This is a genomic window from Natroniella sulfidigena (assembly GCF_023223645.1).
In the GTDB taxonomy this organism is placed as follows: Bacteria; Bacillota; Halanaerobiia; order Halobacteroidales; family Halobacteroidaceae; genus Natroniella; species Natroniella sulfidigena.
The window spans coordinates 22,540-37,337 of sequence record NZ_JALKBY010000006.1; the positions used below are offsets into that span (position 1 = coordinate 22,540).

Annotated in this window: 14 protein-coding genes and 1 CRISPR repeat array; of the genes, 1 reads left to right on the forward strand and 13 read right to left on the reverse strand. The window is 34.7% G+C overall.

Annotated features, from left to right (window positions below; genetic code table 11):
* Positions 1–10: 10 nt before the first annotated feature.
* From cas3 to MWH28_RS05190, 11 genes are all read right to left on the reverse strand, one after another.
* A complete protein-coding gene (gene cas3 / locus MWH28_RS05140) occupies positions 11–2,371 on the reverse strand; it encodes a CRISPR-associated helicase Cas3' (protein ID WP_248618227.1) in 2,361 nt (786 codons plus the stop codon).
* A gap of 267 nt (positions 2,372–2,638) precedes the next feature.
* A complete protein-coding gene (locus MWH28_RS05145; RefSeq protein WP_248618228.1) occupies positions 2,639–3,610 on the reverse strand; it encodes a helix-turn-helix transcriptional regulator in 972 nt (323 codons plus the stop codon).
* 60 nt (positions 3,611–3,670) lie between these two features.
* Positions 3,671–3,841, reverse strand: coding sequence for a hypothetical protein (locus MWH28_RS05150; protein ID WP_248618229.1), 171 nt, complete (start codon positions 3,839–3,841; stop codon positions 3,671–3,673).
* On the reverse strand, positions 3,841–4,758 hold the full coding sequence (gene cas4a / locus MWH28_RS05155; RefSeq protein ID WP_248618230.1) for a type I-A CRISPR-associated protein Cas4/Csa1: 918 nt from the start codon (positions 4,756–4,758) through the stop codon (positions 3,841–3,843). The genes MWH28_RS05150 and cas4a overlap by 1 nt, the downstream gene beginning before the upstream one ends.
* Positions 4,758–5,324 carry a CRISPR-associated protein Cas4 gene (cas4, locus tag MWH28_RS05160; protein ID WP_248618231.1) on the reverse strand — a complete coding sequence of 189 codons (567 nt, stop codon included), beginning with the start codon at positions 5,322–5,324 and terminating at the stop codon, positions 4,758–4,760. The genes cas4a and cas4 overlap by 1 nt, the downstream gene beginning before the upstream one ends.
* Before the next feature lie 112 nt (positions 5,325–5,436).
* On the reverse strand, positions 5,437–5,679 hold the full coding sequence (gene cas2 / locus MWH28_RS05165; RefSeq protein WP_248618232.1) for a CRISPR-associated endonuclease Cas2: 243 nt from the start codon (positions 5,677–5,679) through the stop codon (positions 5,437–5,439).
* 1 nt (position 5,680) lies between these two features.
* Positions 5,681–6,697, reverse strand: coding sequence for a CRISPR-associated endonuclease Cas1 (gene cas1 / locus MWH28_RS05170; protein WP_248618233.1), 1,017 nt, complete (start codon positions 6,695–6,697; stop codon positions 5,681–5,683).
* 183 nt (positions 6,698–6,880) lie between these two features.
* Positions 6,881–7,731: direct repeats of the CRISPR family, unit length 37 nt; unit sequence CTTTCAGTCTCCTACTTAACGGAGTGTTGATTGTAAC.
* Between the two features lie 275 nt (positions 7,732–8,006).
* The gene (locus MWH28_RS05175) at positions 8,007–8,213 is read right to left on the reverse strand and encodes a DUF3006 domain-containing protein (protein WP_248618234.1); all 207 of its coding nucleotides are present in this window, start codon (positions 8,211–8,213) and stop codon (positions 8,007–8,009) included.
* Positions 8,214–8,229: 16 nt separating this feature from the next.
* Positions 8,230–8,604 (reverse strand): hypothetical protein, encoded by a 375-nt coding sequence (locus tag MWH28_RS05180; RefSeq protein WP_248618235.1) that lies wholly within the window; start codon positions 8,602–8,604, stop codon positions 8,230–8,232.
* 10 nt (positions 8,605–8,614) lie between these two features.
* Entirely contained in the window at positions 8,615–9,037 is a 423-nt protein-coding gene (locus MWH28_RS05185) for a phage holin family protein (protein WP_248618236.1), read from the reverse strand.
* Positions 9,038–9,245: 208 nt separating this feature from the next.
* Positions 9,246–9,761 (reverse strand): Spy/CpxP family protein refolding chaperone, encoded by a 516-nt coding sequence (locus MWH28_RS05190; RefSeq protein ID WP_248618237.1) that lies wholly within the window; start codon positions 9,759–9,761, stop codon positions 9,246–9,248.
* Between the two features lie 512 nt (positions 9,762–10,273).
* Between MWH28_RS05190 and MWH28_RS05195 the strand changes: the two genes are divergently transcribed.
* Positions 10,274–10,624: a hypothetical protein gene (locus MWH28_RS05195; protein ID WP_248618239.1), complete on the forward strand. Its 351-nt coding sequence runs from the start codon at positions 10,274–10,276 to the stop codon at positions 10,622–10,624.
* Here MWH28_RS05195 and MWH28_RS05200 read toward each other — a convergent pair.
* On the reverse strand, positions 10,614–12,482 hold the full coding sequence (locus tag MWH28_RS05200; protein ID WP_248618241.1) for a methyl-accepting chemotaxis protein: 1,869 nt from the start codon (positions 12,480–12,482) through the stop codon (positions 10,614–10,616). The genes MWH28_RS05195 and MWH28_RS05200 overlap by 11 nt on opposite strands.
* Before the next feature lie 698 nt (positions 12,483–13,180).
* Positions 13,181–13,789, reverse strand: a complete 609-nt coding sequence (locus MWH28_RS05205; RefSeq protein ID WP_248618243.1) for a hypothetical protein — start codon at positions 13,787–13,789, stop codon at positions 13,181–13,183.
* Positions 13,790–14,798: the final 1,009 nt, after the last annotated feature.

Below are 14,798 nucleotides of genomic sequence, written 5' to 3' on the forward strand. Positions count from 1 at the left end.
CCCCTCTCCTTTAATCACCCTCATTCAACTTTTTAGTTGCCCTTTGATCAGACAACCTTAACAACCTTACCAATAGGTAATAAAATAAGTAATCATTAACTGATCTGATTCTTAAATCATCAGAAATATTTTCTGCTATTTTCTGTTCTAGATATAGCTCATCTAAATTAGCATTTATAAATTCTGCTAAACCTTTATTAGTAAATATATCTCCACTCACCTCTTCCAAATATCTTTTTACCTCAGTAGAAAGTTTAAATTTATTAGTTTCAGAAACATTTAAAGAGTGATGAGACACCAGTGTTTTAGCAATGATTTCTACAATAATATCTTCTTTATCAAGATATTCAATTACAAAATTCTCTAATAAATTTAATACAACCCAAAAGCTTTCTGCAGCATGACTGGGCGGTTTCTTAATCCTTTCAGCATGAGCTACAAATTCATGTTTCTTTCTCACATGGGCCAACTGCCAATCCTCCTGCAACTTACCCAAATCATGAGCCCAGATAGTAAATTCAACTATATCCCTAAAATCTTGATCACTCAAATCAAACTCTTCCTTGATTAAATTAATTAAACGGCTTATCTCCTCTTCTAATTCAGGCAATTCCTCTTTCATTCTCTCTATATGTTCTAAATAACTCTCTTCTTTGTACTCTTGATTATATGGTTCCCTATTCTCACTAGGTAAAGAATCAAACTCCTTTCCTGACTGATTAAATAATAATCCTCTCTCTTGATCATAGGCAAAATACTCTGGATTGAGAATATATAGATTATTAGGATAAATATTATCTGCCTCTATAGCTCGATAAGTATATTTAACCTCACTATCATCTGCTCTCTCTATTACTTCTTTAATCAACCAATCATCTGTTTCATCTCTTATCTCTTTAACTTTTTTACGTAATGTCCAAGGCGAGAGGCTCAGACTTTCAAAATTATAAGGAGAACATTTATCCAATACCCAGGAATGAATTATTATATTACAACCGACTACATCTCTTATCAAATCCTTAAACTTCTTCTTATCTGGTAGTTTCCAACTCTCTTTAATAAATTTATTCCTTGTTCCTTCTACTCTTTGGTTGGCTTTAGCATCAATATCTGTCTCTTCGCTATAGACTCTATCTATTATCTTTTGAGAAAGCTCAGCAGTCAAAACTTCCCCATCAATCTCTCTTAAAGCTTCAAAGGTCTTCAAAGTTGCCTCTTCATTATAAGGTAAATACTTCATATCTCCTTCATTCAAGACATCATAGACATAAACTTTCCCTTTTTGATTTTGATATCTAGCACAACGACCAATTCTTTGAAGAAAAGAATCTATTGTAGAGATCTCAGTGTGCATAATATCAGAAGTAATGTCAATTCCAACCTCTATTACCTGTGTAGACACCAATATTACATTGCTCTCATCATTATCTTTAGAAAACTTATCCTTTATCTTAGCCTCTTTTTCTTTTCTATCCTTATCTAAAAACCTAGAGTGAATCAAGAAGAGATCTATATCTTCTTCCTCTGCTTCAATTTTAGTCTTTAAGTCTTGATAGATCTGTTGAGCATTATCTACTCGATTACACATCACTATACTCTTTTTAGAAATATTATCTATTTGATTATGTAATTCAACTATTTTTTCTGCATCTAATTTCTCATCACTAGCAAAAATTCTTCTTTCTTTACCTTTTTGAGTTACTATATCCTCTAGGTAATCTCCACTATCTGCCCTAATTACTCTAGCATCTAACTTTTCTTTAAGTAATCCTATCTTCTCTTCTGAGATAGTAGCAGTCATAATACAAAATGGAACTTTATCCTTTAATTTTTCCAACATTAAGACAGTAGTAGTATAAGAAGCTTCTAAATCAAATAAATGAAACTCATCAAAGATTAAATAAGAAGATAATACTGCTCCTACATTAATATTTCCTAATCTATTCGATAAAGATATCGGCATACTCAAAGCTGATGATAAGCTTTGATCAAAGGTTGTAAAGATAATATCCCCATTAAAGTATCTATCTTCTTTTCTTTCTCCAGTTTGAATTGTTACTTGGTAATCATTATTAAAATCACCCTGATTAATTTCCTCATAAATATCATTATATAAACTATTAACTAGAGTTCTTCGAGGAGTAGAATAGATCAATTTCTTTGGGAAATACATGTTCTCCTCATTAGCAATGATAAAAGGCATAATTGAAGCTAACGTCTTTCCCGCTCCAGTTGGTGCTTGCAAGATAACATTTTCTCCATTCAAAATCGCTTCTGCTACTTCTTGTTGATAAAGAAAAGGTTTAAAACCTTGGATTTCCTCTCCACTTTTAGTTTTTAAATAATAGTTACTAATTCTATGTTGTGTCATACATCACCCCTTTCTATTAATCTTTTCCTTGAGTGTGTATATTATTATAATACTATAATGAATTTAAAATTTCAAGGAAGATTAATAATTTTCCTAAAAAGTTTATTGACAAAATACTATTTTGAATGTTATATTTAAACTAGAAAATTTAAAATCCCCAATATATAGGGAACTGAAATTGAGTTGTGTATATTATTAGAATAACTAATTTACTCCGTTAAGTAGGAGACTGAAAGTTCTAGAGAAGTTAATTTCTCTAGAACTTTTCTATTTATAAACCTCCCCCATCTTCTTAACCTCAGCTTTGATCTCCTCTCTTAAACTCTTAGGCTCAATCACCTCAGCATCAGCACCATATTTCAAAATCCAACCCTTAATCTCATTAAAACCACAGCTTACAAAACTCATTATGATACTTCCATCCTCCAACTCCTCAATCTCTTGAGTTCGATGATGATTACTCTCCTTCATCCACCTTGCTAAATCACCACTGAATTTAACCTTGACCTTAATATCCTCTTCTCCACGCATTATCCCCCATGAATTTCCTAAATACTGCTTTAATGAAAATTCTTCTGGATACTTAAATTTATTAGCAGTAACCTCAATCTCCCTGATCCTATCTATTCTAAAAACCCTAACCTCCTCTCGTTTATGGCAATAAGCAATTAAATAGATAAATCCCTTCTTAAGATTTAAAATATAAGGCGATACAGTCCGTTCACTAACCTTATTTCCAGTATGGCTATAGTACTTTATCCAAAGATTGCTTTCTTCTCTAATAGCATCATTTAACAAATTAAAAACTTCTCCATGCTTCTCATAATCAACTAATGTATTTAAGCTAAAATGAATTCGATCTTCTAATTGACTTAACATCTCCCGTGTCTTATCCGGTAAAGAAGCCATCAGCTTAGCAATTGCCATATTCATCTCCTTAAAATAAGGCAGATCACTATTACTTAAAATGCTATTTCCACCAACCACCAGGGCCAACGCCTCAGAAATAGTCAAGTTGGGCGGAGTCATATGATAATCTTCTCTAATCTTATATCCTCCTGCTTTTTGATCATAATCTATTGGTATATCTGCCTTTTCAAGTTCTTTTAAATACCGATAAAAGCTACTCTTCTTAATATCTAAAATATCCATGATATCTTGCCTGTCATATCTAGCATACTTTCCTTCAACTAAACTGATCAACTTAATCAATCGCCAAACCTTTCCTGAAGTCCCCATGCCACCAACTCCTTCATATTACAAAAAAATACAACCATTAATATAATTCTGTTTATTGACTTATTTTTCCTTCATTATTCTTGCTTGACTTTCCTTAATCAACTTCTTATCCTTAACTGATAGATTATCAGCAACTACTTCTAAGCTACAAAATGGACAATCTTCCAACCCCTTATCACCCTTTGGAGTCCAATACCACAAATCACACTTATTACAATAGACCTGCTTCATCAATGACACTCCTGATAATAAGGGCAACTTTGATAACAACTATCTGCTACACCAGGATCAATCTCTTCATTAACCATCCTCATCTTTTCATCCCGCTCTTCAATAAACCACTGCCGTAGTTCATCATCAATAACTTGAAATTCCTTCTTAATTGCTAATCGCCCTTGTTTAAATTCTGGATAGATGATTGCCCCAATCGAGACAGGAAAGGAATAAATTGCTTCCATCACCAAAGCATAACCGGTAATCGTTAGTTTATGAAAGTCCCTCGGCTGACCAAACTTCAAATCCAAGATCATCGGCTCTGAAAAGTTAAAAGCATCGGCACTTAAGTATTGGCTTAATCCTAAAAAAGAGCCATCAAGCTTCTGCTCCACCGTAATCGGAATCGTCAAACTGGCTAGAGAATCAACTCCAATATAAGGCTGCTTGGCCAATAGATCTTGTAACCTAAAGACCAAGCGATTATATTCAAATTCCCAAATCAACTCTACCTTCTCCTTTAACTGGAGATAAAAGTCATCATCAATTCTTTTCTGCCAACTTTCCAATGCTCCAAAGTCAGGCTCCTTCAAATCTGCCATAATCCGGGCCAACCCCTCCACCCCATGTAAATAGATTAGCTTCTTAGCAGTTACTAAGAGGTTAGTCAAAGTATTATGAAAGATAATCCCCCGGATCATAGCTTGATTCCACTTAGTCTTAACCCCCTCTACCTTTCTCAGATATAGGTCTCGACCAGTAGGACAATACTTACCCGCAATTTCATAAAGTGCTAAACTTTTTTGATAAATTGGCTCTAAAGGTGGTTGATTCCAATTCCACCCTCTAAGCTCTTCTACAACTTGATTTTTACGGAACTTAGGCAATAGACCCCGTACCAGCTTTTGCTTCTCTTCTTCAGTTAAAAAATACATTAGACATCACCACAGAAATTTTGATATTCACAATCCTTACACTTCCATCTTTCATAGCTAGCTTCGGGTAAAGTCTCATTAGCTACCAACTCCTTAATCTTAGAAATTATCTCCTTCACCTTTACTCGCAAACTTGGGGTCAATTCCACTTCAAAAGTCTCCTGGTTAGGAATTAAATGAATCAATCCTCTTCTAACTGAAACATCATACTGATCCTCAATCAATAATAGATAAGCTCCTAATTGGTATTTATGATTCAATCTCGGCTCTCTAGTTGAATACTTCAATTCAATTGGTATGTACTCACTTTCCTTAACAACTAATAGATCCATCTTCCCCTTTAATCCCAACCTTTGAGATGAAAGATCAACCCCATACAATTTTTCACCCTCTTCTAAATTATATCTCTGTAATGTCCTCCTCTTTTCTAACTCTTCTGCTCTGTCATGTTGATACTGCCCATAATCCATCTTATAAGTCTTCTTAATCGTTAGAGGCATACAGTAAATAAAATAAATAATCCTGGGACAATAAGCATACTGCTTCACATCAGTTACTCTAAACAATCTAAGCAACCCCTTTTTAAAAATCAGTTTACAGTTGACAGTTAATTTTATTCTTTTAAATCTTGAAATTGTATTTAACTATCCATTATACACTATTAACTATTCTCTGCTTTTAACGATCGATTTCTTGCATCAACTTCAAATCCTTACTACAGATTGGATACAGCCTAATATTCCCCTCTGCATCACCCAAAACTCTACTTATCTTTAACATCAATTCCTCTCTTCGATTATGATTGAGCTTACCCAAAAAAGCACTCCACTGTACCCTCTTCAATCCATAATCCTTACAGCTTTCAGAAACCTTCCTTCTAATCTTATCGTCAGAAATATCATAAATTAATAAGCTATACATCTTACCACCCACTTATAAAAGGAGAATAAGCTCGATCCTTACGAATAAAGCTAGCAGCTTTTCTAGCTTGCCGCTGTAAGATAACCTCTAATCTATACTTCTTCCCCTCATACCGTTCTTTACTCTTTAACCTATCCAAAATTTTCCTAGCAAACTTCTTTCTTGACTCCTCTTCTAATCTTCCCTTTTCTAATTTAAACTTCATACCTTGATTAAGCAAACCTATTGTAGTCTTATCTACAACTGTCTGTCTAAACTCCTCAATTAAATCTAAAGTTAAAGAAGGCTTACCTGGACGGTCAGCATGTAAAAATCCAGCATATTGATCTAAACCTGCTCGTAAAATTGCACTGCTTACTCTAGAATATAAGATTCCATAGCCATAATTGAGCAGTGAATTTACTAAATCGTTGGCCCCTTGGGTCTTACGACCTGGAAAATCCAACTTATCAGGTAACACTTCCTTTACCACTTGCCAGTACTCCTTAGCAGCTCTACCTTCTATTGATAAAATATACTCCCTTACTTCATCTACTCGTTGGCCCTCAATCCCTTTTAACTCTGCACTGATTTGTTTAATCCTATCAATCTGATCATAAATCAAACTATATAAATCTTGATCTTTCTTCTTACGATATTTAGCTAAATACTTCAATAAAACTATTTGATTCTCTATCTTACCTTTAGCAAAAGCAATCGCTAATTTCACTCCTCGCTGATCTTCATAGGCAAATAACTGTTCTCTTCTCGTCTTAATTGTGCCCAACATAGCTGATGAAGAAAGCTTGGCCAAGTGATCTCCATTATAAGAAATAAAATCAATCTGAATTCCTGCCTTGGCACATTCATGAACTAAAGCAGCTGATAAAGATACAGCTGAGGTCGTAATTAAGATCTCTTTTAATTTAAAGAATGGTACCTCTTTAATTATCTTCTTTTTCTTCTTTAAGACTACTCTCTCACTTTTCTTACCAATAAAAATACCATAATCAGAGACAACCAATGATTCACTCCCCATCACTTCACCTCCTAATCAAGCGTTAAATCTAGTGTAACATATCCCATTCCCAACACCCTGGGAATGAAAATAAAAAAATTTAAATCACCAATAAAAAAAGAGCTAATTCTCCTATTACAGAGAAATCAGCTCATAATACTCTCTAAAAGCATTTAATACTTAATATTGTTCTCTATTCATTGCTCTTCAGTCTCCTACTTAACGGAGTGTTGATTGTAACAAATATTCCACTCGGGTAATAGCGGGGGTGGGTTATTCTTTCAGTCTCCTACTTAACGGAGTGTTGATTGTAACGCTAGTGGAGTTGCTTCTGTTGCTTCTTTTGGAGTCTTTCAGTCTCCTACTTAACGGAGTGTTGATTGTAACTGAAAGCAGCCAGCAAGACTAGAGAAGTATTCGATTATTTCTTTCAGTCTCCTACTTAACGGAGTGTTGATTGTAACCAGGGGGTGGCTGAGACGAGCAGAAGAGTAATAGAACTTTCAGTCTCCTACTTAACGGAGTGTTGATTGTAACTATATCGGGCTGGTTGTGTAACATTACCTTAAGCAACTTCTTTCAGTCTCCTACTTAACGGAGTGTTGATTGTAACGTTAGCACTCCGAGAGGGGTGCTTTTCTCATTAGATCTTTCAGTCTCCTACTTAACGGAGTGTTGATTGTAACTTTTTTAGGGTGTTGGCCCAACGTGGTCTTTAGGATCTTTCAGTCTCCTACTTAACGGAGTGTTGATTGTAACTATCGAGCCAGAAGCGAAAGAAGATAATAGCTTGCCTTTCAGTCTCCTACTTAACGGAGTGTTGATTGTAACCAACGAGAACAACAAGCAAGGCAGTTGGGTTTTGGGTTCTTTCAGTCTCCTACTTAACGGAGTGTTGATTGTAACTTTGAAGAGTAAAAGAAAAGATGATGCTGAAGAAAACTTTCAGTCTCCTACTTAACGGAGTGTTGATTGTAACTTGATGGTAATGACCAGAATGAAACAACTATAGGTAATTCTTTCAGTCTCCTACTTAACGGAGTGTTGATTGTAACCGCGAATTTTCAATATCTTCGATCCTATGATAGCAGGCTTCACGCTACTTCTACTTTCACAAATATTCCCTAAATTTTCGCAAACCCAATCTTGCACAAAAAGTAGGGAGCTTTGCGAAAATACCTATATCATAATTATAAAGTTAACTACTAAAAGTATACAATAAATTAACATTTCTTTCAAGTAGAAAAGTTATCTCTCACCTTATCTTGACTACACTCCAAACATTACTAAAAAAGTCAGCACCCGAAGGCACTGACCAAATCAAATAATATTAACCTGTTAACTTATCCAACATCTTCTGCATTTCTTCTCTTCGCTCTTTAGTATACTTCTTGTCGGGAATAAATTTAATCTGTAGCCAATCCCCTTCTTCTGGATCTCCAGGTATCTCATCCTTCAATACATCCAACTGCACTCTTTGCTTCTCTAGTAACACCACTGCAAAATCACCAACAAAACGATCAATTACTCCTCTCATTTTATCTCCTCCTTGATTAAAAGTTTTTATTATACTCCAGCTTCAAATCATCACCATCCCAAGAAACATTAGCTCCTTCTTCTCTCTTTAATCTCCCTTTGACATGATTCTCAATCTTTACCTCCGTTTCTTGATCAACTTTATAACCTGCTCTTTTTAGCTGCTGGACTAAGTTTTCTACTACATCATTAACTCGATTTAAAGCATTGTTCTCTGGATACTCTAACAAAATTCCATCTAAAACATCATCAACTTCAGCTAAGATTATAGAGCCTTTTTCAAAATAAGGATCTATACCAGGAAAAAGATTTCTCAATAGCATGACTACTATAGTAATGACAGGAACAAAATTCAGTCCTGTCGCTGTCAAAATACTAATAGCTTCACTCATCAAACCCCTCCTATTTCTCTTGAATCTGTTGTAAAGCTTTCTTCAAAGCTTTAGGAATTGGCACCCCAGCCTGGGCCAAATTCTCTACAGCACTAATCCCCTCTTTAGAGATGTAAAACCAAATAGCCATTAAACGAATCATCCCTTGACTTCCTAACACTTCATCAGCCAAATGAGCAATTACTATGCTTAAAAAAAGACCAATCTTGCGAAGTATTCCTCTGTGACCTAGTTTACTGTTCAACTCTTTTAAAACAAAAGCAGATAACAATCCAGTAATATAATCGACTATTACTATACTGATTAAAAATTTTAAGGACTGATCATAACCACCTAGCCAGTAGTGAATCCCCCCTCCCGTCAGTCCCATTAAGTAATGCAGGTAATCAATAAGCCCATTCCTCCCTCCAACATTTGCAATTATTATACACAATATTTAGAGCAGCCAACTCCCAAGATTGGCACAATGTTGGCCCGAAATAAAAAAGCCAGATCTGTTTAAGATCTGACTGGGAGTTTGGAGTTGTTTTGTTGGCCAACAACTAAACCCAAAACAATAAGGCAGTAGTACTGACACGCTCACTCAGTACCACTGGCCTTATTAATCTAATAGTCTTAATTTTATACCTTCAGTTAATAGCTTATCTAACACTCATCATTCCATGACCTCTACTTCTTCCCTGATTCGCTGATCTATTATTAGTCCTATGGTGATCAAAACCATTACTCATACCAGTTCTACTCGTTCTTTCTAACTGCTCAGTAGGTAAAATATCCCTTACAGCTAAATCATACTCATTCCGTAAGCTACTTAGTGCTCCTCTTATCTGATTAATCTCAGTTTGTAATTGAGCTAATTCATTTTGACTTGTATCTGACTGAGAATACAAATATCTTAAATCATCCCTTTTTCTTCGTAATTGATCATTTAATTCTCTTGTTTGCTGGTAATACTCATCCTCTAAAGCTCTCATCTCTGCTAATTGCTCATCTGATAAGTCTAAGTAATCATTATTATAATCACCCTGAGACATCATATGCCCCTCATCTTGAGACATCATACCTCCCCTTGTTCCTGCTCTACCATACCCAAAGGCTACAGTTGCCATTCCTAAAACCAATAATCCAACCACTACCAAACTAATAATTCGCTTCATAATTTATCTCCTCCTTTAATTTTATTCTATACTTATATTATAAGGTGGAAATATTAAGTAGCTATTAAGAAACTGATAAGATTCCTTTAAGTTTATTACCCCCACAAAAGTAATTACCACCAAAATCCCATCTCTATTCTTCAGACTGCCCAACACCCCAACACCATAAAAACATTAAAGGCTTGTAGTACTGACACAACCACTCAGTACCACAAGCCCTAATTTACCTATCCATTATGCTTAATAAAAATCTAAAAACTACCCTCATAAAATATTTCAGTTATCTTCTCCACTATTAAGTAATACATCAGATAATTTATCTTCATATGACTCTAACCGCTGTTATATTAAAATGCCTGAAAACAAGAAATTTCTAATGCTTGGTGTATTCAGTAGTATAGGCTTTTTACTTTCACTAGCAGCATTACTTAGCCAATATGTGGTTTATTAGTTAGGAGTATAGATGTATAAGGTGATATATAATTGGTTATCGAACAAGAAAGGAGCAAGTTATGAATCGTATTTTATTTAGTGCTATTTTGAGTGTTGGTGTTACTTTGGGGATTGGCATTACCCTCATCAGGAAAAATTGCTATGTTAGACCTTTAATTATTTTTGTAGCTTTATATATAATTGAACAAATGATTGGGTATGAATTAGGGGTTGACATATTAAGAGCAGCAATTCCTTCTCCAATAGATCCAGAATATGGAGCTATGAATCAATCTTTCACGAACATTTTTCTCAGTAACCTTATCATACGAAAAGTAGTGCTTCTAATAAAAAAACAAGGTGAAAGAGTCATCTCCTTTAATGGCTCTTTCACCTCTTACTTTCATATATCAAAAGAACTTATACTTTAAACTGTTCTACTAACTTTTGTAACTCCTGTGCCATTCCTGCTAACTCCTGTGATGAATTAGAAATTTCATCAGACATATTACTTATATCATCTGTTGCATTTGTTATCTGATCACTACTTCGGGCCAACTCATTGGTTGCATTAGCAGTCTGTTCGATCTGAGTTGATGTTTCCTCTACTGAATTATAAATCTTATTGAATGCTTTTCCTGTCTCTTCTACAATTTCTTGACCTTCTTCAGCTTTCTCCTCTACCTGTTTAATCTTCTCAATTCCCTTTTTAGATTCTTCTTGAGTTTTAGCAACTAAATTAGCAATCTTTTCAGTTGCCTCTCCAGTTTCACCTGCTAACTGTCTTATTTCTTCTGCTACTACAGCAAAACCTTGTCCGTATTCACCAGCCCTAGCTGCTTCTATCGCTGCATTTAAAGCTAATAGACTAGTCTGCTCTGCTATATTTGTAATCATTTCAACAATTTGTTCTATTTCTTCTGATCTATTATCTAAATTATTAATTACCCCTACTGTTTCATCAACTACCCTATTAATTTCTTTTATACTATTTACTGTAGCTTCAATATTTTGACTCCCTATATTAGTTTGAGTATTAGCTTCTTCTGAAAAACTGGCCACTTGTTGGGCACTAGCCGAAATCTGTTGAATTCCAGCAGACATATTATCTATTAAATCATTAGTATTCTCTATAGTGGCATTACCTTCCTCTGCCGAAGCAGATAATTCTTCACTATAAGCTGATAAATCTTCCACAGTATTTAATAAGTTAAGTATCATTTTGTGTAACTGTTCAACCATTTGATTGAAAACATCTGCTAATTTGCCAATTTCACCATTAGAATCAACTTCTAAACGAGTGGTTAAATCCCCTTCTTTAACCTCCTCCATATTATTGACCATTCTTTCTAAAGGCTTGAAAGATCGATCTAAAAATTTCAGGATAATAATTAAGATAATAATTACTCCTAATACAACTGATATAGCTATATTTCTTCTATTATTACTAGCTCTACTTAATATATCTCCTCTATCTCTAACAATCTTTATATAACCTTGAACTTGATCTGAATAATCACGAATTGGGATTAATAAAACTGAATAAGCTCCGTCATCAATCAGTTCTATCACATTTTCTCCCTCTCTTACTCTATTGATAACCTCATTATCCAGCTCCCAAGGATCCTGATCAGTAGTAGCGGCTAATTGATTATTATCTTCACTATCATTATCATCCCAAGCAACACTATCACCTAAGGTATAAATAAAATACTCTCCACTAAAGCTCTCCTGTAAAGATTCCAAAAATTCAATTCCAAACTCAGAACCAAATTCTACTGTTCCAGTATGTTCCCCTTCGTAAAACATAGGTGCAACTGCCCTAAAACCATATCCTCCTCTTCCTTCTTCTAAACCAACAACAATTTCTTGAGCCTCATTAGCTTGATTAACAGTATGTCGAAAATCTCTTAAGCTATCTCCATATCTATCAGGATTATGTAATCTCAAAAAACTGGTGGAGTCTGGAAGATGGAACTGCCATTGAGCAAAATCATCCTCTATTGCTTCATAAGATGGAAGTAACATTTCCCGTAATGCTTCTCTATCCCTTTCAGCAAATAATCTCTGTATTTCCTGGTTATTGGCAATATTCAGGACAGATAACTCTGCCTCTCCAATCTGTTGTGCGAGCCTATCTTGAACTATATTGATCAAAAAGTCATACTGCTCCTCTTCATTTCTCTCAATCATATTATTAGACTGCCTCATCATATAAAAACTAATAAATACAGATAATAACAATACACAGACTGCTATAATAATAGCTAACTTCTTCTTCAAAGACAATTAACTCCCCCCTTTATATTATTAAAGTAATCTTTTAAATTAATCTCAAGTGAACGTTATTTTTTTCACTAGCCTTATATTATCATTTTCTACCTCACCTATTATTTATCCTGCAAATCAAGTCGAAAAATAACTTTTTTTAATAGATTGATATTCTCTAAATCTAAAATTAACCACTTTTGTGAATATGGATAGGCTTTGTCAATGTGAAATATATTACACTCCTGTAAATCTTGCTTATCGGACTTATAAATGATATAGCACAGGACATAAATTATTAGATCAGCCTGAAAGAAGAATAGGGGTTAAATACAGGCAATGGGTGAGTAATATCAGTTAATTTTTTTGTTTACCTTTAATTTTAAGAACATCTATTCGCACGGGCCAACACCAAAAACAAAGGGATAGTAGTACTGACACAATCACTCAGTACCACTATCCCTAACTGCCGATAGCCCCGTTTCAGTCGCTCCAAGACAGCATAGCTACAAGCTGACTAAAGAACAAGTCCCTTCAGGGCTTATCAGCCCTTTCGTGAAGACCTCCGCTCTCAGCATCTATGCTGCTTTCCACTCCTTCAACCGGGGTAAACTTTAATTTTAAGAAAATATCTAACAAGCCGATCAGCTAATGTTATTTTATATTTTTCTTAGTTGCTATTAGCTAGTTTATGTGACCTTGGATTATCTATCTTAAACTTAGCTCAATATAGGATTTAATACTATTATTCCACCAAGATTTTCAATGATATTATTAGTAGCTAAATTAATAAAATTCTGATACAACTCACGGTTATTTAAAAGCACATAAGCATTTTTTAAACTAAATTCAAAATCTCCTTTTACTCTCCATTCCCTTTCATGAGTCCAATCTATTATATTATCTTTATCACTTAAATCAAATGATACTACTCTCCATAACTCTTCTTCATCTATAAATTCTTTCGCTTCTTCTAATTTTTCATATATAACTGGTCTTCCTCCCTTTGCATAAACATATGGTTTACCAAAAGAAAGTCCAACTAGTTTATATCTTACTTCACCTCCCACTTCTTCTCTGGTTTTTTTCTCATGTAAAGTATTCTGACATACACCATAAATCGGAGCTTCTTGAAAACAGCATGCTCTGTTGGGGCCTGCTATATATCCTTCATCTAAAGATCCTATGATTTTCTCACCCTCTAAAATTTTTACCAATATTTCAACTGCACTATTCCCATTTTTCCCTTTTGTTAAATGGGTTAAATACGCACTAATATCAGTTCTATTTCTAATCCTATCAACCCACTTGTTTTTGTTATATCCCATATAAATAATACCTCCTTAGATATTACCCAATAAATTAAATTTCCCCTCTGATTTTACTAATTTTATTTTTTCTCTTTTTACTTTCACATAATAAATCTAAAACCAACTAGTCCAATATCACATGTAGGGTCGAAGTCTGGTGCTCTAACTTAGGTTGATGTTTGTGTTCTCAGTTTGCTCACCCTTTCGTCTGTGAGTGCCACAATATCTCATCCATATTAGATTCCCAGTCCCCGCCACCTCAAACTGTACGTGCGATTCTCTCGCATACAGCTTTTCTATCAACTTCATCTTAAACCTTATTAGATTAAACTACTCTCAACTTTCACTATGTTTTATAACAATCATTAGCTAGTCCATTTCTAGCAGTTTTTACACTTTCAGTTTAAGATATATTCTCCTCCTCAAGTCTTGCAAACTAATGGATGCTTTTATCATTTCACCCTTGCCTCCTATTTTGTCAGAGAAGTTATTAAATAGTAGGGTCTCTTCGCTATATGAAGTTCTGTTGTCTTCATAATCTTAGCTACTACAAACCCATCCGCCACCCTCTTCTTTTCTAATTCATTTCTCGGGTCTCGATTATAGAATCTTCTTTTTTCAAGTGATTTCTCACAGGAAGAAGGAGGGCTTCTCCAGTTCCAAACATATCCTTATATACATACCACCACTAATACTCCGCTAGTGTATATAAATGTTTCAGCCATTTTCATTTATATATGCTGTTTTCACCCAGACGTTAAAGGTTCAACCACTAGATTTACCCCTTTCGAAGCTAATATGTGTTCACTGGTGTTGCAGTCTGTATATTTGCTCGGTATCCTTTAGATACCTTTGTCAATAGACTTCAACATTTCGATTTCTCTCCACGTTGCCATTCGTGCTACAAGGTTTTGGTTTTTACCTTGACGGGACTTTCACCCGTTAGCGGGGACGTTCCGCAGGTTCGCGACGTCCCAGTATTGCAATACAACTTTATTTAATGCTAGTTAATTTCATCAGTCAGTCC